The sequence below is a fragment of the Hyphomicrobium sp. genome (genome assembly GCF_035687085.1).
In the GTDB taxonomy this organism is placed as follows: Bacteria; Pseudomonadota; Alphaproteobacteria; order Rhizobiales; family Hyphomicrobiaceae; genus Hyphomicrobium_B.
Map to the genome: position 1 here is coordinate 49,533 of NZ_DASRYS010000009.1, position 21,346 is coordinate 70,878.

Annotated in this window: 20 protein-coding genes; 6 read left to right on the forward strand and 14 right to left on the reverse strand. The window is 62.7% G+C overall.

Annotation, left to right across the window (positions count from 1 at the left end):
• The first annotated feature begins 11 nt into the window (after positions 1-11).
• Entirely contained in the window at positions 12-449 is a 438-nt protein-coding gene (locus VFG26_RS07085) for an outer membrane protein assembly factor BamE (RefSeq protein WP_325023682.1), read from the forward strand.
• 178 nt (positions 450-627) lie between these two features.
• Positions 628-882, forward strand: coding sequence for a hypothetical protein (locus VFG26_RS07090; RefSeq protein ID WP_325023684.1), 255 nt, complete (start codon positions 628-630; stop codon positions 880-882).
• 88 nt (positions 883-970) lie between these two features.
• On the opposite strand, the gene VFG26_RS07095 is transcribed toward VFG26_RS07090, so the two are convergent.
• Positions 971-3,127: a sodium-translocating pyrophosphatase gene (locus VFG26_RS07095; protein WP_325023686.1), complete on the reverse strand. Its 2,157-nt coding sequence runs from the start codon at positions 3,125-3,127 to the stop codon at positions 971-973.
• A gap of 259 nt (positions 3,128-3,386) precedes the next feature.
• Entirely contained in the window at positions 3,387-3,749 is a 363-nt protein-coding gene (locus tag VFG26_RS07100) for a VrrB protein (protein ID WP_325023687.1), read from the reverse strand.
• 259 nt (positions 3,750-4,008) lie between these two features.
• On the opposite strand from VFG26_RS07100, the gene VFG26_RS07105 reads away from it, so the two are divergent.
• A complete protein-coding gene (locus tag VFG26_RS07105; RefSeq protein WP_325023689.1) occupies positions 4,009-4,842 on the forward strand; it encodes a DUF937 domain-containing protein in 834 nt (277 codons plus the stop codon).
• 80 nt (positions 4,843-4,922) lie between these two features.
• On the opposite strand, the gene VFG26_RS07110 is transcribed toward VFG26_RS07105, so the two are convergent.
• The 4 genes from VFG26_RS07110 to VFG26_RS07125 form a co-directional block, all read right to left on the reverse strand.
• Complete coding sequence (locus VFG26_RS07110; RefSeq protein ID WP_325023691.1) at positions 4,923-5,270, reverse strand: hypothetical protein; 348 nt, start codon at positions 5,268-5,270, stop codon at positions 4,923-4,925.
• Positions 5,271-5,467: 197 nt separating this feature from the next.
• Positions 5,468-5,815 (reverse strand): RidA family protein, encoded by a 348-nt coding sequence (locus VFG26_RS07115; protein ID WP_325023693.1) that lies wholly within the window; start codon positions 5,813-5,815, stop codon positions 5,468-5,470.
• 78 nt (positions 5,816-5,893) lie between these two features.
• Complete coding sequence (locus VFG26_RS07120) at positions 5,894-6,481, reverse strand: GDYXXLXY domain-containing protein (RefSeq protein WP_325023695.1); 588 nt, start codon at positions 6,479-6,481, stop codon at positions 5,894-5,896.
• On the reverse strand, positions 6,478-7,584 hold the full coding sequence (locus VFG26_RS07125) for a DUF2157 domain-containing protein (RefSeq protein WP_325023697.1): 1,107 nt from the start codon (positions 7,582-7,584) through the stop codon (positions 6,478-6,480). Before VFG26_RS07125 ends, VFG26_RS07120 begins: the two co-directional genes overlap by 4 nt.
• A gap of 240 nt (positions 7,585-7,824) precedes the next feature.
• On the opposite strand from VFG26_RS07125, the gene VFG26_RS07130 reads away from it, so the two are divergent.
• The gene (locus VFG26_RS07130) at positions 7,825-9,195 is read left to right on the forward strand and encodes an Nramp family divalent metal transporter (RefSeq protein ID WP_325023699.1); all 1,371 of its coding nucleotides are present in this window, start codon (positions 7,825-7,827) and stop codon (positions 9,193-9,195) included.
• 248 nt (positions 9,196-9,443) lie between these two features.
• Positions 9,444-10,880: a methylenetetrahydrofolate--tRNA-(uracil(54)-C(5))-methyltransferase (FADH(2)-oxidizing) TrmFO gene (gene trmFO, locus VFG26_RS07135; protein WP_325023701.1), complete on the forward strand. Its 1,437-nt coding sequence runs from the start codon at positions 9,444-9,446 to the stop codon at positions 10,878-10,880.
• A gap of 16 nt (positions 10,881-10,896) precedes the next feature.
• On the opposite strand, the gene VFG26_RS07140 is transcribed toward trmFO, so the two are convergent.
• From VFG26_RS07140 to yajC, 6 genes are all read right to left on the reverse strand, one after another.
• Positions 10,897-13,305, reverse strand: a complete 2,409-nt coding sequence (locus VFG26_RS07140; protein ID WP_325023703.1) for a hypothetical protein — start codon at positions 13,303-13,305, stop codon at positions 10,897-10,899.
• A 20-nt stretch (positions 13,306-13,325) separates the two neighbouring features.
• A complete protein-coding gene (locus tag VFG26_RS07145; RefSeq protein WP_325023705.1) occupies positions 13,326-14,159 on the reverse strand; it encodes a squalene/phytoene synthase family protein in 834 nt (277 codons plus the stop codon).
• Positions 14,160-14,198: 39 nt separating this feature from the next.
• Entirely contained in the window at positions 14,199-14,582 is a 384-nt protein-coding gene (locus tag VFG26_RS07150; protein WP_325023707.1) for an Mth938-like domain-containing protein, read from the reverse strand.
• Positions 14,583-14,618: 36 nt separating this feature from the next.
• Positions 14,619-15,590, reverse strand: coding sequence for a protein translocase subunit SecF (gene secF / locus VFG26_RS07155; RefSeq protein WP_325023709.1), 972 nt, complete (start codon positions 15,588-15,590; stop codon positions 14,619-14,621).
• A 19-nt stretch (positions 15,591-15,609) separates the two neighbouring features.
• Positions 15,610-17,229 (reverse strand): protein translocase subunit SecD, encoded by a 1,620-nt coding sequence (gene secD / locus VFG26_RS07160; protein ID WP_325023711.1) that lies wholly within the window; start codon positions 17,227-17,229, stop codon positions 15,610-15,612.
• A gap of 90 nt (positions 17,230-17,319) precedes the next feature.
• Positions 17,320-17,658 (reverse strand): preprotein translocase subunit YajC, encoded by a 339-nt coding sequence (gene yajC, locus VFG26_RS07165; protein ID WP_325023713.1) that lies wholly within the window; start codon positions 17,656-17,658, stop codon positions 17,320-17,322.
• 227 nt (positions 17,659-17,885) lie between these two features.
• Between yajC and VFG26_RS07170 the strand changes: the two genes are divergently transcribed.
• A complete protein-coding gene (locus VFG26_RS07170) occupies positions 17,886-18,749 on the forward strand; it encodes an ATP-binding protein (protein ID WP_325023715.1) in 864 nt (287 codons plus the stop codon).
• A gap of 261 nt (positions 18,750-19,010) precedes the next feature.
• On the opposite strand, the gene VFG26_RS07175 is transcribed toward VFG26_RS07170, so the two are convergent.
• Both VFG26_RS07175 and surE read right to left on the reverse strand, forming a co-directional pair.
• Entirely contained in the window at positions 19,011-20,657 is a 1,647-nt protein-coding gene (locus tag VFG26_RS07175) for a LysM peptidoglycan-binding domain-containing protein (protein WP_325023717.1), read from the reverse strand.
• Between the two features lie 287 nt (positions 20,658-20,944).
• Positions 20,945-21,346: 5'/3'-nucleotidase SurE (gene surE, locus VFG26_RS07180; protein WP_325023719.1), on the reverse strand; the 402-nt coding region annotated here is incomplete at its 5' end.

A 21,346-nucleotide genomic window follows, 5' to 3' on the forward strand; every position in this document is an offset into this window, starting at 1 on the left:
GGTCGGGCGTGATGGCCGCGACCCTCGTCTGGCCAACGCTCATGCTGACGGCATGCGGGACGCCGACGATCACGAAGCATGGTCAGCAGTTCCGCGCGACCGACTTGCAAGCCGTGCAGCCCGGCATGAGCCAGGACCAAGTGCGCACCGCGCTCGGCACGCCGGCGACAACCGCCGTGGTCGGCGACGGGCGCGCGTTCTATTATATATCGAGCACCGAAAGCCAGAAGTCGTTTTTCCTTCCCACCGAGACCGACCGGCAGGTGGTGGCGGTCTACTTCAACCAAGGCGGCACCGTCGACACCATCGCCAACTACGGCCTGAAGGACGGCAAGATCTTCGATTTCGTCAGCCGCAAGACACCGGCCCCTGGCGGCAAGGACGAAGGCATCCTGAAGCAGCTCTTCCGCAACCTCGGCAAGCAGCAGCTCTTCGGCAGCAGCGGCTGATCCGGCCTATTTAGCCAAGTTTACCACAGCAAACGACCGCGATTTGCCGGGCGTGCCGCGTGCTATGATGCCGTTGCAGCGCTGCGATTGAAACCGCGCTGGCCAAGAAGCAGTTAGACGGGTGGCGGGCGCGCCGCTTCGGTGCCCGATCTTTAACGCAACCGCGGCTAGGTATCAGATGAGCGAAAACATCGACGTTGGCTTTATGGTCTTTCTGGCGGACGGCCAGGAGGGCATCGGCGCCGTCCGCGAGGTCACGCCGACCTCCATTGTCATCTACATCGAGAACGCCGGAGAATTCGTCGTGCCGCGATCGGCGATCAGGGACGTGCACTCGGAAAAGGTGATTCTAAAGGCTGAGCTTCTCGATAAGCGTTTGCTGCAAGCCATCGGCCACGAACACGACAGCGAAGATCCCAACCTCGTCGGTTGACGCCGCCTGCGGTCAAGCTGCGAACCGTCAAAGACAAAGGCCCCGGAAAATCGCTCCGGGGCCTTCGAGTTTTTGAGGTGCGTTGTAATTACCAGTGGGCCAGAACTGCGAGCAGCAGCAGCGCCACGATGTTGGTGATCTTGATCGCCGGGTTGACGGCGGGACCCGCCGTATCCTTGTAGGGATCGCCGACAGTATCACCGGTCACGGACGCCTTATGAGCTTCCGAGCCTTTCACGTGCTTGACGCCGTCCTTGTCGACGAAGCCGTCCTCGAAGCTCTTCTTGGCATTATCCCAAGCGCCGCCGCCAGACGTCATCGAGATGGCAACGAAGATGCCGGTGACGATCACGCCGAGCAGCATTGCACCAACGGCGGAGAAAGCCGCGCCCTTGCCCGCAATCGCGTTGACCACGATGAAGAGCACGATGGGCGAGAGAACCGGTAGCAGCGAAGGCACGATCATTTCCTTGATCGCCGCACGCGTCAGCAAGTCGACGGCGCGGGCGTAGTCGGGCTTCGACGTTCCCTTCATGATGCCGGGATTGGCTTTGAACTGACGGCGCACCTCTTCAACAATCGAGCCCGCCGCGCGGCCGACGGCCGTCATGGCAAGCCCGCCGAACAGGAACGGGATCAGACCGCCGAGCAGCAGGCCGGCGACGACATACGGGTTGTCGAGGCCGAAGTTCACCTGCACGTCCTTGAAGAACTGATAGCCGGTTGCGTCGGGAGCGTTGGCTGCAGCGATGAAGTGCTGCAGGTCATAGTTGTAGGCCGCAAACAGCACGAGCGCGCCGAGACCGGCGGAGCCGATGGCGTAGCCTTTGGTAACCGCCTTCGTCGTGTTGCCGACGGCGTCGAGCGCGTCGGTCGAGCGGCGGACTTCCTTCGGCAGGCCAGCCATTTCCGCGATGCCGCCGGCGTTGTCCGTCACCGGGCCGAAGGCATCGAGGGCCACGATCATGCCGGCGAGGCCGAGCATTGTCGTTGTTGCGATCGCGGTGCCGAAGAGACCGCCGAGCGTGTAGGTCGCGATGATGGCGGCGACGATGGCGATCGTCGGGAGCGCACAGGCCTCAAGAGAAACTGCGAGACCCTGGATCACGTTCGTGCCGTGCCCGGTCACCGATGCCTGACTGATCGACTTCACCGGGCGATAGCCGATGCCGGTGTAGTATTCGGTGATCCAGACGATCAGCCCCGTGAGCGCCAGGCCGACGATCCCGCACAGGAACAGGTTCCAGCCTGTGATCGTCTGCCCGGCCGCCGTTCCGACATCTCCCATGCCGCCAAGCACGTATTCAGTCGCGACCCACAGACCGAAGATCGACAGGACAGCGGATGCGATCACGCCGCGATAGAGCGCGCCCATGATCGAGCCGTTGGTGCCGAGTTTCACGAAGTAGGTGCCGATGATGGAGGTGACGATGCAGGCGGCGCCGATCGCGAGCGGATAGAGCATCAGCACGCCGAGGTTCGGCTGACCGGCGAAGAAGATCGCGGCCAGAACCATCGTAGCGACGACGGTCACCGCGTAGGTTTCGAAGAGGTCCGCCGCCATGCCGGCGCAATCGCCGACGTTGTCGCCGACGTTATCGGCGATGGTTGCGGGGTTTCGCGGATCGTCTTCGGGAATACCCGCTTCGACCTTGCCGACGAGATCGCCGCCGACGTCGGCGCCTTTCGTGAAGATGCCGCCGCCGAGACGGGCAAAGATCGAGATCAGCGAGGCGCCGAAGCCCAATGATACGAGCGCGTCCACGACATCCCGGCTGCCCGGCTCAAGGCCGAAACCCGCCGTCAGGATGGCGTAGTAGACGGCGACGCCGAGCAGCGCCAAGCCCGCCACGAGCAGGCCAGTGATTGCGCCCGCCTTGAAGGAGATGTCGAGGCCATTCGCGAGCGAAACGGTCGCCGCCTGCGCGGTGCGCACGTTGGCGCGAACCGACACGTTCATGCCGATGAAGCCCGCGAGACCCGAGAGAACCGCGCCGATCAAGAACCCGAACGCCTGAAGCGGCCCAAGCAGCAGCCATGCCAACACGAAGATCACGACGCCGACGATGCCGATCGTGCGGTACTGTCTGTTCAGATAGGCCTGCGCGCCTTCCCGTACCGCCGCTGCGATCTCCTGCATCCGGGCATTGCCCTGATCGGCGCTTAGCACGCTTCTGGCTGTGATAAATGCGTAGAGGATCGACAACGCACCGCAGGCGATGATCCCCCAGAGGATATTGCTCATTGAGTGGTCCCTTTTGCACGCTTCCATCGCGGTCCGTTGTCCGGACCGGCATCCCAGGTGCCTTCGGGCGCTGCCGTAACAGCTATCCAGCTCCCGGCATTATTCGCTCTCGCAGTATTGATTCGTGGGCGGAGAGCCGCGGCGGACCATGCCAAAAGTGTCGCAGTGTTGCAACTCGGACGACGACACTACCCGTAAAAAAGCGGCCCAGACGGATATTCCGTCCGGACCGCTCTATGCCGTCAGCCAAGCAGCCGTATTAGCGGCGGTGGCGCCGGTGGTGGTGACCATGGTGCCGATGGTGGCGATGGCCCCAGCCGCGGTGGTGGTGGTGATGCCGCCAGTGGCGCCGATAGCGATAGCCGTAGTACGGGCGGCCATAGTAGCCGTCGTAGTAGCCATAGCGCGGGCCGTAGAAGTAGGGTGCGCCAAAGCCGAAATAGATGTTGGGTCCCCAGTGGCGATGGCGATGGCGCCAGCGGGCTTGCGTTACCGGGGCCTCAGTCTGCTCGACCTTCGGTTTCGCTGCTGTCAGACCGGCCGCCGCGTTGGCAGACGACGGAAGTGTTCCCGCGAACAGAAGTCCCGCGAGAATGGACAGAGACATTATCAGTTTTCGCATTGATCTCTCCACAGGGGGGCATTCGCCCTCGAAGTGTTTTCTGGGCGCACCGCTTGAACGCGTCACCGTCTACATAGGTTGCGATTGTTTGTGGGGCACACCGCTGTACCATCTCTGCATCAGTGGAGCGGAGATCCACGCCGGTTCGACAGCCGGTAGCACAGCGTAGACTTGTATGCAGCACGCGAGGCAGAGACTGCTCGCGCATAACACGCCATGTTCATTATCGGGTTCAAGTTCAGCGACGCCGGAGGCCGGCATGACTATCGATGCGTACTTTCGAAGCGACGCGGGACAAGACATCATTGCCGAAATGGCGGCCGCCTTCGGCATCGACGAGCAGAGCACACGAAGCGCTGTTTATGCGCTCAGTGAGGAGCTTGAAGTTCGCATCCAGCGTTTGATGCTCTCGCGAAGTGGCGTCGCTGATGTCGTTTCACTTGTGACCACGCGGCACGCGCCAAATGTGCCGCCGAATTCTGCCGCTCTCACGTCGCAGGACGTTACCGCCAATGGCGACGACATCCTCAATGTGCTGATCGGCAACAAGCATGTGAGCCGCGGAATTGCAGCTCGCGTTGCTTCCCGCTCCGGGCTCGACGCGGCGACAGTTCAGAAGCTTCTCCCCGTTGTTGCAACGCTGGTGATCAGCGAACTGCAGAGACAAGCGGCCCCGGCCATCGCGAAGGTTGCGGGCACGATTTCGGGATTATCCGGCGCGGAGGCAAGTCCGTTGCCCCTGCCCGGCGATACACTTCCAGCCGAAGGAGAAAGGCGGCGCGGGCCGATCGATGCGGGGAGCCCTCTTCCCATTCCCGGCGATGACATTCCGGGCCTGGGGCGGCGCAACCGTTTTCCGGATCCCCAGTCCGGCGATAATCCCTACAGCCGGCTTCCCGATATCATCCGGCGCGGCGGCGAGCGGGTTCCGGGCTCCGGCGGCGACACTCTTGAAAGCGTCATCCGCTCGATCCTCGGGAATATTCTTGGATCGAATAGCGGTGTCATAGGCACCATGATCAAGCTGTTCGTGGTGCGCTGGATCGCGTCTCTCGTCCGCCGCGTGCTGGCGCAGGCAACCGGGCAGCGCTAGCTGAAAGAGCGTTCGGTGAGCAATAAAAAAGGCCGCTGAAAGAGCGGCCTTTGTCGAATCAAGCGGATGCTGGAAGCTTTTCAGCGGCAAGGTCTGGCGCTGAGATCGCAGCTCCAGGAACCGCCGATTCCCGCTTGCGAGCACTTCGCGGCCTTGCTCGCGGCGCGGCCCCAGTGAGCCCAGTTCGAGCCGTATTCGAAATCGGTGAAGTCAGCCCAGGACTTGATACCGGCGGCGAGTGCTGCCTTCTTCGAGGCCTGCCCCGAGCTGGAGCCGTAGTGGTAGTGGTCGACGAAGCATATGCGGCCCTTCTCACGCCGCTGCTCGTGAATAGCCGCCACGCCGGTTTCATCAGCGAACGCCGGTACTGCGCAGGCAAAAAGGGTGGCCACGGCAAGGCTCGGCCCCATCCATCCGAAGCGAATCATTTTGTTACCGTCTCCGAAGACTATCGAGGGCAGATCCCCCATCCCGCGTATTTCGCAGATTCAGCGAAGCTCTCGATAGGTTTTCGCGCGGCGTGAAAAGAATTTCCGGCCAAGAGGCAATCTGGGCACATGCTGAAATAAAGCGGGAGCGCAAGGCTGCCTCGCGCTCCCGCCATTTTGCGACTTAGACTGAGAGTTTACTTGACGGCGACAACCGAGATTTCGACGAGCATGCGCGGGTCGATGACCTTGGCTTCGACGCAAGCGCGGGCGGGCGCGCCCTTGCCGTCGAGCCATACGCCCCAGGCTTTGTTCATGCCGTCGCGATGGCGGATGTCGTTGAGCCAGACGGTCGCCTGCACGACCTTCGTCTTGTCGGTGCCTGCGAGCGCCAGAAGGCGGTCGATCTCAGCCAGCACTTCGGCGGTCTGGCCTTCGACGTCCTTGGAAAGATCTGTCGGGATGACGCCTGCGGTGAAGACGAAGCCGTTGGCCTCCGTGACCTTCGAATAGACGGGTGAAGTTTCATAGCGCGTGACGGTCACGGGTTATCTCCATTTCAGGTTTTGTCATTGAGACTTAGCGGGGCGCCTCATAGCAGCTGACCGGGCGCGCCTGAAGCCTCAAAGAAGCGGTGGGTCCTCGTGCCGCTCACCATCGACGATCAGACCCTTGAGAGCTGCCGTGCCGTCGGTTGCAACCGCGACGATGGCCTTGATCTCGTGAGACCTGACCTTGTCCTCGAGAACACGTCCGGTGCCCTCCGGAACGAAGTAGTTTTCGATGCCGTAGCGCACGTTGATGAAGGTTTGGCCCGCGCTCTCGTCTCTCCAGATCGAATTCACGCGGCCCTTGAGAACGGTCTCGCCCGGCGCCACTGCCGAGGGATAAGCGCTTCCCACACGCGTCAGCGTCCAGCTGCCATCCGTGGCTCCGGCGAGCGTAACGTACACGTCGGACCCAACCGAAGCCGCTCCCGGGGGGAAGTCCGTTTGGGCGTTCGGCGTCTTGAGCCGGCTGATGTCGTAGCCGAGCGTCACATAATCTCCGCGGAAGATGTCGCGCGGATCGACCGGCTGAACGGCGAGCGTGATTTCGCGGCCTGACTTCAGAAGGCTGTCGCGGGCGCGGACCATGTCGAATAGCGCCGCCGACTGGACGATGGCGACAAGCGCGAGCAACGGCCAGATGAGTTTGCGGTTGCTGATCATGCAGGCCGTCCTGTGCTTGCACTCTGTCTCGCCAGTCGTAGCGCCACGTAAGCGAGCAGCGAAACGATCATCGCGGCGATGAGGAAGAAGAGCGACGTTCCGAGTATGGTCCCGATGGTCACCCCATAAAGCGTGAGGATCTCAGCCGAGAAGCCGATGTAGCCGATCCACAGTGCGCCACGGTTTCCGGTCGACAACGCGTAGGCGATGCCTGCAAGGATCAGGATCAGCGCTACCGCAGCCAGCGCGATGAGCTTGCCGAGCGGCGGGGTTTCGAAAAACTGAAGCGCGAAGAGCCCGGCCAGCGCGACGGCGAGCGCATAGGCAAAACTGGGCGACGCAAAATGGCCGAGCGCCGCATCGACATCGGGCCGGAACTTCTCCAGCGCAACGGCAGCACCGGCGGCGATCACGCCGATCAAGACGACGAGATCATGCTGATGGCCATCGTCCAATTGATAGCCCAGTGAAACGACGAATGCGGCCAACGTCAGCGCCGAAAGGTGGAAGCCCGGCTGCCAGCGTTGCCAGATGAACGCTGCCGTCACCATGAACCAGCCGATGAGGAATGCCCAGTGCACGGCATGCCTTTGGGAGGTCTCGAAGAAGGACCAGAGGCAGACGAGGATCATCGCCAAGGCGAGCGCCGGGTTCGATCGTAGTGCGATGCCTGCGAAGAGCGCCCCGATCCACCACATGAGCACCCCGTCCGCCGGATCGCCGCCAATGTTGTACATTTGGCTGATCAGCATGATGCTGGCGCCGAACATTCCGACTGCGAACAATATGGCTGCGTCGGCGAACTGCGCGAGCCCGCGCGTGTTGAGCCAGCCGGCGGCGCCGTAGCCGGACCAGATGGTGGCGAGCAGCAACATGAGGCGGCCGAGCCGCGGCATCTCCTGCCAATGCGCGGCGACGAATGAGATGGCCGCAAAGCCGAAGAGGATGCTCGCTATGACTCCCAGCGCCGGGGCGAGGCCGAATTCGCGCCCGCTCGCTTCGACATCGGCGAGGATCGCCGCCCGGCTCTCGCCGCTAACCCAGCCCATGGACTGCCAGCGGTCGAGATCGCGTTTGATACGTCTTTTATAGGGAGACCACATCGGAAGGGGCTTCACCGCCTGAATTGCTGCTGTTGCGCGATGATCTTGAATCATGGGGGCAATGCGTTGGCTAGACCGCGGCGCTGCCGTGATGCCGGCAAATTCTGCCATCTCTCGCCATTTATCTCGAATTCGGCCCTGCCACTTTTGTCACACTAAACCTCGCACCCGCCTTCTTGACGCACTGCAACTTGGCGCTAGTCTAGTTGCGAATGATTATCATTTGCATAGGGTTGCCCGATGGACGCCCGTACTGAGCAAACTTCGCCGCCATCCGATGGGTCGCCTCTCGCCGACCCTGGCTGGCGAAGGGCACTGTCGGACCGCTCTTTGAGCGAAGTTTTCCGCACCGTCGGCGTTGCCAGCCATGGCAGCTCTTGGCGGCGGCTCATGGCCTTTTTCGGCCCCGGCTATCTCGTCGCCGTGGGCTACATGGATCCCGGCAACTGGGCGACCTCGATCGCGGGCGGATCGAAGTTCGGCTACACCCTGCTGTTCGTCGCGCTCCTGTCGAACATCATGGCAATCCTTCTGCAATCGCTATGCGCGCGTCTCGCGATTGGGTCAGGACGTGACCTGGCGCAGGCCTGCCGCGACGGCTACCCGCGATGGGCCGCCATCCCGCTTTGGATTTTTGCCGAGGTCGCCATTATCGCCACCGACGTGGCGGAAGTGATCGGTACAGCCATCGGCCTCAATCTACTCTTCGGCATTCCGCTCGAAATCGGCGTTCTCCTGACCGCCCTCGACGTCTTCGTCGTGCTGCTGTTGCAGCGGCTCGGGTTCCGGTATCTCGAAGCTTTCATCATCACGATGCTCGCCGTCATTACCGCGTGCTTCGGCATTCAGATTGCGCTTGCCGATCCGGAATGGGGCGCCGTCGTCCGCGGTTTTGCGCCGACGACTGAGATCGTCAGCAATCCCGAAATGCTCTATCTGGCGCTCGGCATCATCGGCGCGACGGTCATGCCGCATAACCTTTACCTGCACTCGGCAATCGTGCAGACGCGCGCGTATGGAACGTCGACGAAAGACAAGCGCGAGGCGCTGAAGTTTGCGACGATCGACTCGACGTTCGCGTTGTGCTTCGCGCTCTTCATCAACGCCTCGATCCTCATCCTCGCGGCCGCAGCGTTTCACGCGTCCGGCAAAACCGAAGTGGCAGAGCTCAGCCAAGCGCAGGCGCTGCTGCATCCGCTGTTGGGCTCGGCGATCGCGCCGACGCTGTTCGGCATTGCGCTTCTGTGCTGCGGCCTGAACTCGACCGTGACTGCGACGCTCGCGGGCCAAGCGGTTATGGAGGGGTTTCTCCATATCAGACTGCCCGCCTGGCAACGCCGGCTCTTCACCCGTTGCGTCGCGCTTCTGCCTGCGGCGGGCGTCACGCTTTTCTATGGCGAAGCGGAAACGTCGAAACTGCTGATCCTTTCGCAGGTCGTGCTGAGCTTGCAGCTTCCCTTCGCGATCGTGCCGCTCGTGCAGTTCACAGCGAGCCGAACCAAGCTTGGCGATCTCGTCTCGCCGCGCTGGCTCACGGTCGCTGCAGCGACCATTGCGGTAACGATCATCGGGCTCAACTTGAAGCTAACGTGGGATTTCTTCACGAGCTGAGGGCAAACCGCCCTTTCCCGCTCGCGGTATCTCTGGCCGCGGGCGGCAACGGTTAATCCTTATATTTGAGCTTGACGTCCCCTGGGCGTGCCGTCCGCACCGCGCGGGAACAATCGTTGCAAGCCCAAGCCCGCCCCCTTAAGTATCCCTCGTGGGCCGCGGAGGTGCTTTCTTCGCACATGCCGATCAGCACCGGGCCCAGTGATCCATTAATCCCCGGAACTTCGTTCCCACCTCGTGGAGCCGCTGTGCATACCGTTAAAACATCCGCCGTTCACGTCATCGGCGCTGGCCTCGCGGGCTCCGAGGCCGCTCATCAGATCGCGGCGACGGGCACGCCCGTCGTGCTGCACGAGATGCGCCCGGTCCGCTCGACCGAAGCGCACAAGACCGATGGCTTTGCCGAACTCGTCTGCTCCAACTCGTTTCGTTCCGACGACTGGGAAAACAATGCGGTCGGCTTGCTGCATGAAGAGCTTCGGCGTGCAGGTTCGCTCATCATGGCTGCGGCCGACGCGCACAAGCTTCCGGCCGGCGGCGCACTTGCCGTCGATCGCGACGCATTTTCGGCGGAAGTGACGGCGCGCATTTCGGCCAATCCGCTGATCACGATCGTGCGCGGCGAGCTTGAAGGTTTGCCACCGGACGATTGGGCGAACGTCATCATTGCGACCGGGCCGCTGACCTCACCGGCGTTGAGCGCCGCGCTTGCCGCGCTGACCGGCGAAGACTCGCTCGCATTCTTCGATGCGATCGCGCCCGTCATTCACCGCGATTCCATCGACACTTCGATTGCCTGGTTCCAATCGCGTTATGACAAGGCGGGTCCAGCGGGCACGGGTGCTGATTATCTCAACTGCCCGATGTCGAAAGAGGAATACGAAGCGTTCATCGATGCTCTACTGGCTGGCGAGAAGACCTCGTTCAAAGAATGGGAAGCGTCCACGCCCTATTTCGACGGCTGTTTGCCGGTTGAAGTGATGGCGGAGCGCGGGCGCGAGACGCTGCGGTACGGGCCGATGAAACCCGTGGGGCTCGATGATCCGCGCACGGGGCGTTGGCCCTATGCGGTCGTTCAGCTTCGCCAGGACAACGCGCTCGGCACGTTGTGGAACATGGTCGGTTTCCAGACGAAGCTGAAGCACGCCGAGCAGGTGCGCATCTTCCGCATGATTCCAGGGCTGCAGAATGCGGAGTTCGCGCGGCTCGGTGGCTTGCATCGCAATACGTATCTCAATTCGCCGAAGCTGCTCGATCGTTCGTTGCGGCTGAAAGCGATGCCGCGGCTGCGCTTTGCGGGCCAGATCACGGGCGTCGAAGGTTACATCGAGAGCGCTGCCATTGGCCTGCTGGCGGGCCGCTTTGCCGCGGCCGATGCGATGGGTACCGCTTCAGCTGCACCACCCCGGACGACGGCGCTTGGCGCGCTACTCGATCACATCACCGGCGGACATCTCACCAGCGACGACAGCGAGCGCGGCGCGGCGCGCTCGTTCCAGCCGATGAACATTAACTACGGCTTGCTTCCCGATCTCGAGAGCAACCCCACGCACGATCAAGAAGGCAAGCGGCTCAAGGGGCCTGAGCGCGGCCGAGAAAAGAAGCGAACGATGTCGCGCCGTGCGCTGGCCGATCTCGCCATCTGGCTTGATGAGCCCGCACCAGCTGCAAAACAATCTGCCTAGGCAATTCCGCTCGCGTCTACTGCGTGCTGCCCGAAGCCGGTGCAAACGGCTTCGGTGTGAATGCGTCATCGATGGGCGCGGCCCTGGGCGCCGGGGCTGGCTGTGCCTGGTCAACAAGCGGCTCTGGGGCCGTGCGGTTGAGCGGACGCAGCTCGATGGGCGTACCCTGAGGCGCAGCCGGCGAGGATGGCACAGGCGCTGTTACTGCCTGCACCGGAGGCGGTCCGACCACGGCTTCCGACGGGACCCGATCTTCTGAGCCTGAGGTCACCCCAACCGTGGCGCCGGAAGGGGTATCAAGGTCGCCTGAGAATGGCGCGCTCGCATCAGGTAAAGCATTGAGCGGACCCGGGGCCTTCCCTGGCAGCGCGCTCGTGACGCCGCCATCGCCGCCGCCAGCGGGCAGCTTACTCAACACCGAATTGATGTCGGGAATTTCCGCGCCGGGCTCAGGGACAGCTGGGGCCGGAACGTCGTCTGGCGAGGGCACTGCGTAGCCCGTCGGTTCGGCATCGGGGCCCTGCCCGTATTTGGCGAGCACAGCACGGGCCTTGTCGACGACGGCGTCGGCGATGGCGGCGTGACCTTCAGCCGTCGGATGGAAGGCGCCGGAGTACGTCGAGGCCAGGATCAGCTGGAAGGGCGCGAACGGCTCGATGCTCAGAACCTTCGTCAACATGCCGGCGGCGACGTGGAAATTGCCGGTCATGAAGGCATCGTTGGGCGTGCGGAACCAGCGCTGGCGCGCAGCATAGGGCTGGTAATCGGCCGGATTGTAGGGCGTCCAGATGCCATCGATCTTGCGCGGGATGCGAAGGTCGTCGACTTCGCCCACGCCTGCGACGCTCAAGCCCGCGCAGATGCCCCGGCCGATGAAGGCGCGCCGGTGGGTCTCGACGAAGGTCCAGCCGAACTCGGAGGCATTGTCGCGCATCAACCGATGCAGCTTGTCGGCAAACCATGTGCCGAGCTTCAGCTTTTTGCGGTCCAGCTGAAAGTCGGGGACGACCTCCATGCCGGCATTACCGTCAGCACACATCTGGCTGCCGTCGCCTTCGAGCGCGAGGCCCGGGTAGGCGACGAGCATGATGCGATCGCTCTCCTGCCAGGGCACGTGGAGGACGCTGTGAATGGCGCGGTTGAGCGCCTTATATTTCGCGCCCAACGTCGCCAGTTCGGAGGAGGCTTCCGCTTCGCCATGAACTTGGCCCAGCCAGCCGCCGAGCTGGCGCAGCAAAGATTCATTTGAAAGAACAGCGTTGGCGAGCAGCCGCGAGAAGCCGATATCGTTGCCGCCGATCGAGAGCAGAACAAGATCGATCTTGCGCGCTTCGTCCGGCGGGCAGCGGCGCAGAATGATGTCCTTCAGCTGCGGGAGCTTGCCGTTCTGATGGAAGGCCTCCGGAAGATCCATAGGCTGGGCGGGCATGTTTCCGCATTGAGCTTCCGCGACTGCGGATATTTGAGAAAGCCGCGGCGGGTTCGGAACCCATTCATTGCCCTTGTAGCGCAGGAATAGTCCGTCGGTCACTTCGGCGCCCGCGCACGATACGCCAACGAACGTCACGGCGCGGTGAGGATCTTCGACGGCAAGCTGCAGGGCCGTGCGCAACTGCCCGGAATAGAGCGAACGATGGCACGCTTGGTCGAGCCAGCGCGCGTTCTCCTTGATGAAGTTCTTGTCCCCGAAATCGCGCCAGGGCCCGATGCGCGCTGGATAGCCGGTCAACCCGCTGGTCAGGCCGATGGTGCTGTAGTCCGCTGAACGCTCGCGCGAGAAGCGGACCGCGCGGTCGGGATTGCCTTCGCCGGAGGCAAAGCTGTCGCCCATGCCGGCAACGAGAATGTCGCGAACCTTGATCAGCGACTTCGCAACTTCTCTCCCGCCGATTTCGACGGTGACCATCATGCCGCCCGGGTAGGGAACGACGAAGCGCGCCTGCTCGCTGCACGGCTGCGTGATCACATCACCACGCGGATTTTTGGCATCGCCGCGCGGCGCCGTCAGCCAGCGGCAGCTGAGCGCGGATGCATCTTCGATGCCGGTCAGCTGAACGAAGACGGCGTGGTTCGACGGATTGATGTAATCGTCGTAGGCGTCGCATTTGAAGCGATTGTTGTTCCAGCACGTCTTCCGGTACATCGAGGCGGCCCAGCCGTCGCGATCGCGGCTCTGCAGCGCGTGCTCGGCGGCCAGAACGGGTGACGTGCGTCCCGCCGGGCCGAGCGAACGAAACGTTGCGCGGTGGACCTCGGTATCGTGCGGATCGGTGAAGAAGCGGAATGGATTTTCGAGACGCCAGGTGATGACGGGTGCACCGGCCTCAGCGCGATCGGGCGCGAGGACGCTTGCGGCAGTCCAGAACAGTGAAAAGACCAGCCCTGCTGCGAGTGCCCGCAGCCCACGTCTCACAAGAAAGCTCATCTGCCCCCTTCGCTTGGCCGTCAGATGCGACCTGACCAATGCGCGCGTGCAATACGCCACAATCGAGCGATAGGCGCGAACTCCACGATGTCGCGCGCCGGCTCGTGCCGAGGGCTCTGCAAAGCGGAAAAATAGGGCTCCACGAGGGCAAGGGGCAACAAAGCCGTTGTGGCCGCTTTCGATTTCCCCTTGAGCCGGTGCCTTGCCTCGCCGAGAGCCTTGCGCCCTTCGCCGGCGAGCCAGGCAATTTGCGGGCGCCAGTCTTCTGCCTCCTCGGGTCCGAAGGGATTTGGCGCCCGGGCGATCGGAATCAGCGCTCGTCCTCGCATCAGCGCAAAGGGAAGCTCGCGGCCGATGCGGGCGAAGCCTGAGGCGCGCGCGGCGGCGTCGAGCAGATCATCATCCAGTTCAATATCCAGGATGGTTGCCGCAAACAGCAGCGGCGTGCCGTCGATGACCCGCATCGATTTGGCGAGAGCGGCATCGTCCGCGGGCGGCTCGCCGTAAAGAGCGGACGCGTGCGCTTCGAGATAGTCTTCGATAACGCCAAGGGAGAGCGCGCGCCGGCGAATGACCTCGGCGAAGGCATCGAGCACGGGGTTGCCGGAGCGCCCGCTTTCGCCACGGCTCAGGAACGCGTCCCGCCACCAGGCCACGCGGATTTCGCCGAGAGCAGCTTCGCTGACCTGCCGCGATATGCGTTCGATCTCACCTGAGAAGGCGGCGAGTGCGATCAGATCCTCGCGCGCCTCGGCCGGTGCGAAGAGCGCCGCATAGAAGCGATCGGGCGCCGACGACCGGGCGGCCAACCGCACCGCATCGAAATCGACCGCTGGCGTCTTGGAATTGCTCACACGTCACTTCCGGATTGGAGGCACGCTGCCGGCGGCCGCTTAAGGAACTGCGATCAGTGCCGCTGCGATCGGCCGCTTTTCAGCAATGAGAATGTTGTACGTGCGGGCTGCCGCGCCTGTCGACATCGGTTCAAGCCCGATGCCGGCCTTTGCAAAGGCCGCATAGACGTGCGGCGGCGGCCAGAGTTGCTTCTCGCCCGTGCCGAGCAGCACGGTGATCGGCGGCGCGAGGCGGCTCAAGATGAAGTCAATGTCTTGGTCCTGGAGCGCCTCGGCGTCCGTTGCGTTCCAGGCATAGACGCCGCTCGGCAGGCAGATGATAGAGCCGCGATGGCTCATTTCCGCGAAACGGAAGCCGCCTTTGCCATAGGCCGTGATCGCCGTCTCATAGGGATAACGGGCGATCTCGGTCTCGGGCGTCATTCCGGCGGCATTCCTCGTTCGCGGCCCGCGCGCGCTTTAAGCCTTCGCGCGGGTCGTCTTGGTGGCGGCAACCGCTTTGGCTGCAGCATCGCTCCAGTCGCGCTTGACGCCGAGATAGCCCAGCAGCGGCGCGGCGATGAAGATCGACGAGTAGGTGCCGATCACGACGCCCAAGAGCATCGCGAGGTTGAAGCTGCGGATGACTTCACCGCCAAAAATATAGAGCGAAATCAGCACCGCGATCGCGGTCACGCCCGTCAAGATGGTGCGCGAGAGCGTTTCGTTGATCGACAAGTTCAAAAGCTCGTTCAACTCCATTTTCTTGAACTTGCGCAGGTTCTCGCGAATTCGGTCCGAGACGACGACCGTGTCGTTCACGGAGTATCCAAGAATGGTCAGAAGCGCGGCCACGGTGGAGAGATCGAATTCCAGCTGGAAGAACGCAAATATGCCCGCCACCAAGATCACGTCATGGCTCAAGGCTACGATGGCACCGAGAGCGAACTGCCATTCGAAGCGGAACCAGACGTAGGCGACGATCGCCAAGAGGCCAGCAGCGACGGCGATGAAGCCCGTCATGCGCAATTCGCTGGAGACGGCGGGGCCGACGACCTCGACGCGACGCTGGGTGTAATCGGAGCTGACGGAGTCGATCACCTTCTGGACCGCAGGCTGCTGCGCCATTTCTCCGCCGGGCTGCTCCTCGAGACGCACGAGCACGTCGCTCGGCGTGCCGAACTCTTGGATCTGGACGTTGCCGAGGCCAAGACCATTGAGCTTGTCGCGCAGCGCAGAAATATCGGCCTTGCCACTCTTCGCCTGCAGCTCGATCAACGAGCCGCCCTTGAAGTCGACGCCGTAGTTCAGGCCGTACGTCATGCAAAGGGCCAGGGCGATTGCCATGGCGGCAATGGAGCCGATGAGCGCTGCCGCCTTGAACTTCATGAAGGGCAACCGCAGGTCGTGCGGGAAGAAGTCGAAGCCCCTGAAGACCGGTATAAGTTTCATCAACACGGGAAGTGGTCTCCTAGACCGGCACGATTTGGATGCGGCCCTTGGGCTGAGCCTTGAGCCAGAACGAGATGAGCAGTCTCACGACCGTCACGGATGCGAAGATCGACGTCAGGATGCCGATCGTCAGCGTTACCGCGAAGCCGCGGATCGGACCCGAGCCCAGCCAGAACATGATGAGGGCGCAGCACAGCGTCGTCAGCTGACTGTCGGCGATCGTTACGAATGCGCGCTGGAAGCCTGCATCGATGCCGGATATCGGCGATTTGCCTGCCCGCAATTCTTCGCGGATGCGCTCGTAGATCAGAACGTTCGCGTCGACGGCCATGGCCACGCCCAACACCAAACCGGCGATGCCGGGAAGCGTTAGCGTCGAGCCGATGAGTGTCATCAGCGCGAGCGTCAGAATCAAGTGCACGAGAAGGCCAACGCAGGCGAAGATGCCGAACGTGCCGTAGGCAAGAATTGTCAGAATGACGACGGCGATGCCGCCGATGATACCGGCGCGCTGGCCGTCGGCGATCGAGTCGGCGCCGAGCGACGGGCCGACCGTGCGCTCTTCAACGATCGTCAGCTTTGCGGGCAATGAGCCCGAGCGCAGCTGAACGGCGAGCCGGTTGGAGCTGTCGACGTCAAAGCTGCCCGAAATCTGGCCGGAACCGCCAAGGATCGGCTCGCGAATCACGGGCGCCGAGAGCACCTTGTTATCGAGCACGATCGCAAACGGCTTACCGACATTGTCCTTGGTGAAGTTGCCAAACTTGCGCGCGCCGCTCTGGTTGAAGCGGAAGTTGATGACCGCCTCGTTGGTGCGGTTGTCGAAGCCGGGCTGCGCGTCGGCGAGATCGTCACCCTGCACGACAGGCTGCTCGCGCAGCAGATATTCTGCGGGGCCTTCGTTCTTATCGCCCGGGTAGATTTTATAGCCCGCGGGGATGGTCGACATCTTCGCTTCGTCAGCTCTGATCGACGGATGAACTTCGTGGAAGGTCAGCTTGGCCGTTTCGCCGATGAGCGCCTTCAGTTCCTTCGTATCTTTCAGGCCCGGGAACTGGATCAGAATGCGGTCTGCGCCCTGGCGCACGATCGTCGATTCCGACGTGCCCAAATTGTTGACGCGGCGGTTGATCGTCTCAATGGAAGCGGCGGCGGCGTTGGAGATGCGCGCGCGCATGCCCGCGTCCGTCGGCTTGACGATGACGGTGCCGGGATCGTTGCCCGCCGAGACCTCGACATCGTAGCCGCCGGTGCCCAGCACAGCACTGCCAATCGGCTGCCTGACCTTGTCCAGCTGCTTGATCGCGGCGTCGCGTTCCTCAGGCTTGGACAGCTTGACGACGAGCTGCGTGCCTTGGACGCCGATACCGGTGAAACCGATCTTCGCATCGCGGAGGAGCTTGCGTGACTCATCGCGCAAGTTGTTCATCCAATCCTTCTTGATCTCGTCTTGGTCCATGGCGAGCAGAAGATGCGCGCCGCCCTGGAGGTCGAGGCCCAGCGGCAGCTGCTTCTTCGGCATGAACGAAGGCCAGGAGGCGACGGTCTCCTTGGAGAAGAAGTTCGGCATCGCCACCACGAAGCCCGCGAGGCATGTCAGCAGGATCAGGGCAATTTTCGTGCGTGTGAATTGCAGCATCGGAATAGGATCTCAGGCTTTCAGGAGATGCGCGGATCAGAACTCGCGCATCTAGGCGCAGCTACGTTCTCGCACGCGGACGAGGTTCAATCACGTTGCGTCTTTGACAGGTTCGCTCTTGGAGCGCACTTCCAAAAGGGTGCCCTTCACGATGCGGACCTTCAAATTGTCGGCAAGTTCGACTTCGATTTCATCGCTCGTATCGGAGGCCTTCGTAACCTTGCCGACCATACCGCCTGCGGTGACGACCGTATCGCCGCGGCGTACAGCGTTCAAACGCTCGCGGAGCTGCTTGGCGCGCTGCGACTGCGGGCGGATCAGCAGGAAATAGAAGATCGCCAGCATCGCCAGCATGGGGATCAGAAGACCGCCCAGCGGATCCATTGGGCTTTGAGCGGCGGTCTGCGCGAAGGCGGAGGTCGTAAACATCGGAAAGGTTAGTCCTCTGGAAGCGATTGAAATAAGCACTACCGCCCCGGAACCCAATGGGCCGGAGGGTTAAGCCCCTCAAATTCGGGCGGACTATAGTGGTCCGATGCCCTTTTGCAACCTCGCATAGGGCGGTCAAAGCCCGTTGGCACAGACTTCCGCAGCGATTAAACACGCTTTTTCCGGGCTCCTGCCCGCCGGACTTTCAGCTCCCTTGGAATTCCTTAATGACCGATGCAGATGCCTATCGCCCGCTTCTGGAGCGGATCGCCGACGCTCTTGAACGGTTGAGCCCTCCCCCGACCCGCTCGGCCGATTTCACCGCAGCCGATGCGTTCGTGTGGCAGGCCGACACGTCGAGCTTCGAGCCCGTGCCGGAGGTCAGCCGCGTCCCGTTGAAGCTCCTCAAGGGGATCGACCGGACGGCCGGCATCCTGCTCGACAACACGCGGCGCTTCGCTGCGGGCCTCCCCGCCAACAACGCGCTCCTTTGGGGCGCGCGCGGCATGGGTAAATCGAGCCTTGTCAAAGCGGCGCACGCCGACGCCTTGGGGAAGGATCGTAAGCTGAAGCTCGTCGAGATTCATCGCGAGGACATTGGCTCGCTTCCGAAGTGCCTCGCCATCCTCAAAGCCGCGCCGTACCGGTTCATCGTCTTTAGCGACGATCTCTCCTTCGACCATGACGATGCGAGCTACAAATCACTGAAGGCCGTGCTCGAGGGCGGCATCGAAGGCCGCCCGAAAAATGTGATCTTCTACGCGACATCCAATCGCCGTCACCTCATGCCGCGCGACATGATCGACAACGAGCGTGCCACCGCGATCAACCCGGGGGAAGCGACGGAAGAGAAGGTTTCTCTATCGGATCGCTTCGGTCTTTGGCTCGGCTTCCATAACGCCAGCCAGGACGATTACCTCGCGATGGTCCGGGCGTATGTCGCACACTTCGGCATCACGATCGGTGATGAGGAACTGGAGCGGGACGCACTCGAATGGGCGACCACGCGCGGCGCGCGCTCCGGCCGTGTGGCTTGGCAGTACGTGCAGGATCTCGCCGGGCGCACCGGCGTCTCGACGGATAAGATTTAGGTCTGTCGTCATCCTCGAACGCGTGAGCACAGCGATGCGCGTTCGGGGATCCAGCGTAAGACTCGTCGAAGATGCTATATATTCTTGGAGTCGGCGATTCTTGCGCTGGTTCCCCGGCCTTCGACGCGCCTACGGCCCGCTCGGCCGAGGATGACGATAGAATAAAAAAGAGCCGGATCGTGGATCCGGCTCCAGTCTTTCCCTCAATCACAGCGCGGGCACAGCGACGCGGTTTCATTCGCCCCGCGCCAGTTCTTAATCTCAGAGCTTCTCGAGGTACGGAATCGGGTCGACGGGCTTTGAGCCCTGACGCAATTCGAAGTGGACTTGCGGCTGATCAACCGAGCCGGTCTTGCCGGCCTTGGCGATGACTTGTCCGCGTTTCACCTTCTCGCCGCGCTTCACGAGCAGTTCGTCATTGTAGGCGTAGGCCGTCACCCAGCCGTTGTCGTGGCGAAGCAGCACGAGGTTGCCATAGCCTTTGAGCTCGCTGCCTGCGTAGGCAACGACGCCGGATTCCGCTGCGTGCACTTCCGTTCCGAGCGGCACCTGGAGATTGATGCCGTCGTTATGCGTGCCGTCGGGCCGGCCGCCGAAGCCCGCAATGATCTTGCCGCTCGTCGGCCAACGGAGCTTGCCCGTGTTGGTGGACGCGCTCGCCACCGCTGCGGGGACGGCGACAGCCACCTTCTCCTCAGGCTGTGCGGGCTTTTCAGCCGCTTCCGGCTTTTCCGCAGCCGGTTCAGGTGCGGCCGCGGGTGCCGGCTGAGCGGCCGGCATGTCAGGCGACGCATCCGTCGCCGTGTTTTCTGAAAGCGCTGCGACGCGCTTCTCGCCATTGATGACGGTCGGCTGCATCGTCGTTGCTTCGCCGTAGCGCGCGGGCGGCGGGGATGGGACGAGTGGCGCTACGTGGCCAGCGGCGGGTGGCGCCGGCTCGCTCGGGGCTGCTGCAGCTTTCTGCGGCGGCGTTGCAGGTTCAGGCTCTTCAGCCGCAACTTCAGGTGCGGCGAACCGCGGCTCTGGGGTCAACGTGGCGACGCGCGTGGGCGCTTGCGGAGCAGACGGCGCTTCGGTCGCGACGCTGCCGCTCGGAATTTTCAGAACGGTGCCGGGCTTCACGCGCGAGGGATCGCTGATGCCGTTCAACTGCTGCAGTTCGGCGAACTTGACGCCGTTGGAGCGCGCGATGCCGTAGAGAGAGTCACCCGGACGCACGGTGTAGGTCGCGGCTCCTGCTGTCGAAACTGGCGCGGCGGGCGGCGTTGCCGTCACGGCGGGTTGGGCGGATGCGAAGGTGCTGCGATCGGAGGATGCGCCGGCGGCCGGCAGATAGAGTTTCTGGCCGGGCTTCAGGTTCGGGTTGCTGAGGCCGTTCAAAGACGTCAGCTCGCTGAGGGATACCTGATGACGGCGCGAAAGCCCGTAGAGCGTATCGCCGGGCTGCACCTCGATCATTTCGCCCTTGGCCTGCGGCGCGTGCTCGGCGGCCGCCGAGTAGCGGGCCTGGCTCGGCTCGCGGGGTGCGCGGGCAAAGGGCTTGGAGGGCTGATAGGATTGCGATGCGGCGGGCGGCGGAGGCGGCTCGTAGGCCCTGCCCGGCGCGCCGGTGGCTTCGGGAAGCGCGGCTACCTGGACGGAGGAAGCGCCGGCGCCATAAGGCCCGCGCGGCGACGATCCGCCAACGGACTGGTTGTCGCTTAGCGAACTTGTATAGACGGGATTGGGCGGCACCGGGGTGCTGCCGGTGGCCGGATCATCGTTAAAGGCGAATGACGTGCTGTCGAAGCGGGTAACGTCCGCGCTGCAGCCGGCGAGTGTAAGACTTACTATTATAAGAGAAATGGCACTCGCGGACTTGAGGTCCAAGCGTCCGCACTGGCCGACTACGCCAAAACAACTCATCATGGTACGCACCTCTACTCGCACCATCCATTAACCTTTAACCGGTTAACGGGGAGTAAACGCACCCCGTGCGATTTGAATTTGATGCCCCGAGTTGCAGTGCTTGTAGTGGCAAGCCGCCTACCCTGCCCCAGAGAAGAACGGCTCGTTTTTAGGAAGGACGTGACCTCCGGCGAGTGATTGCACATCGCCGGAGTTGGATCAGATTAGTTTGCGATTGCGCGCAATTCGCGGAAGGATTTCGTCTTTACGGAGACTTTTGCGGCGGGTTGTATTGGCTGCGCTCTTGCTCAGCTCAGTCTGCCGCTCAACGCCTTCAACGCGCCGTGATTGGTGAGATCGATGCTCAGCGGCGTAACAGAAATTTTGTTTTCGGCGATGGCCGCGAGATCGGTGCCGGGAATGAGCATCGATTTGCGCCGCTCGAAGCCAAACCAGAAATAGGGCGTGCCCCAGGGATCGATACGGCTGTCGATGTCGAGCAGCGCCTGGTCTCTGACGCCCTGCGTCGTGACGGCGACGCCTTTAATTACCTCGGGATCCGCATCCGGGAAATTGATGTTGATGAGCGACTTCGGCGCCCATTTCTCGTCCAGCAGCTTTCTGATCAAGGACGGCGCGTGCGCGAGCGGCGTCTCCCAGATCGCACGGCGGGCGCCCTCTTCGAAGCCCATCATCAGCGATAGCGCGAT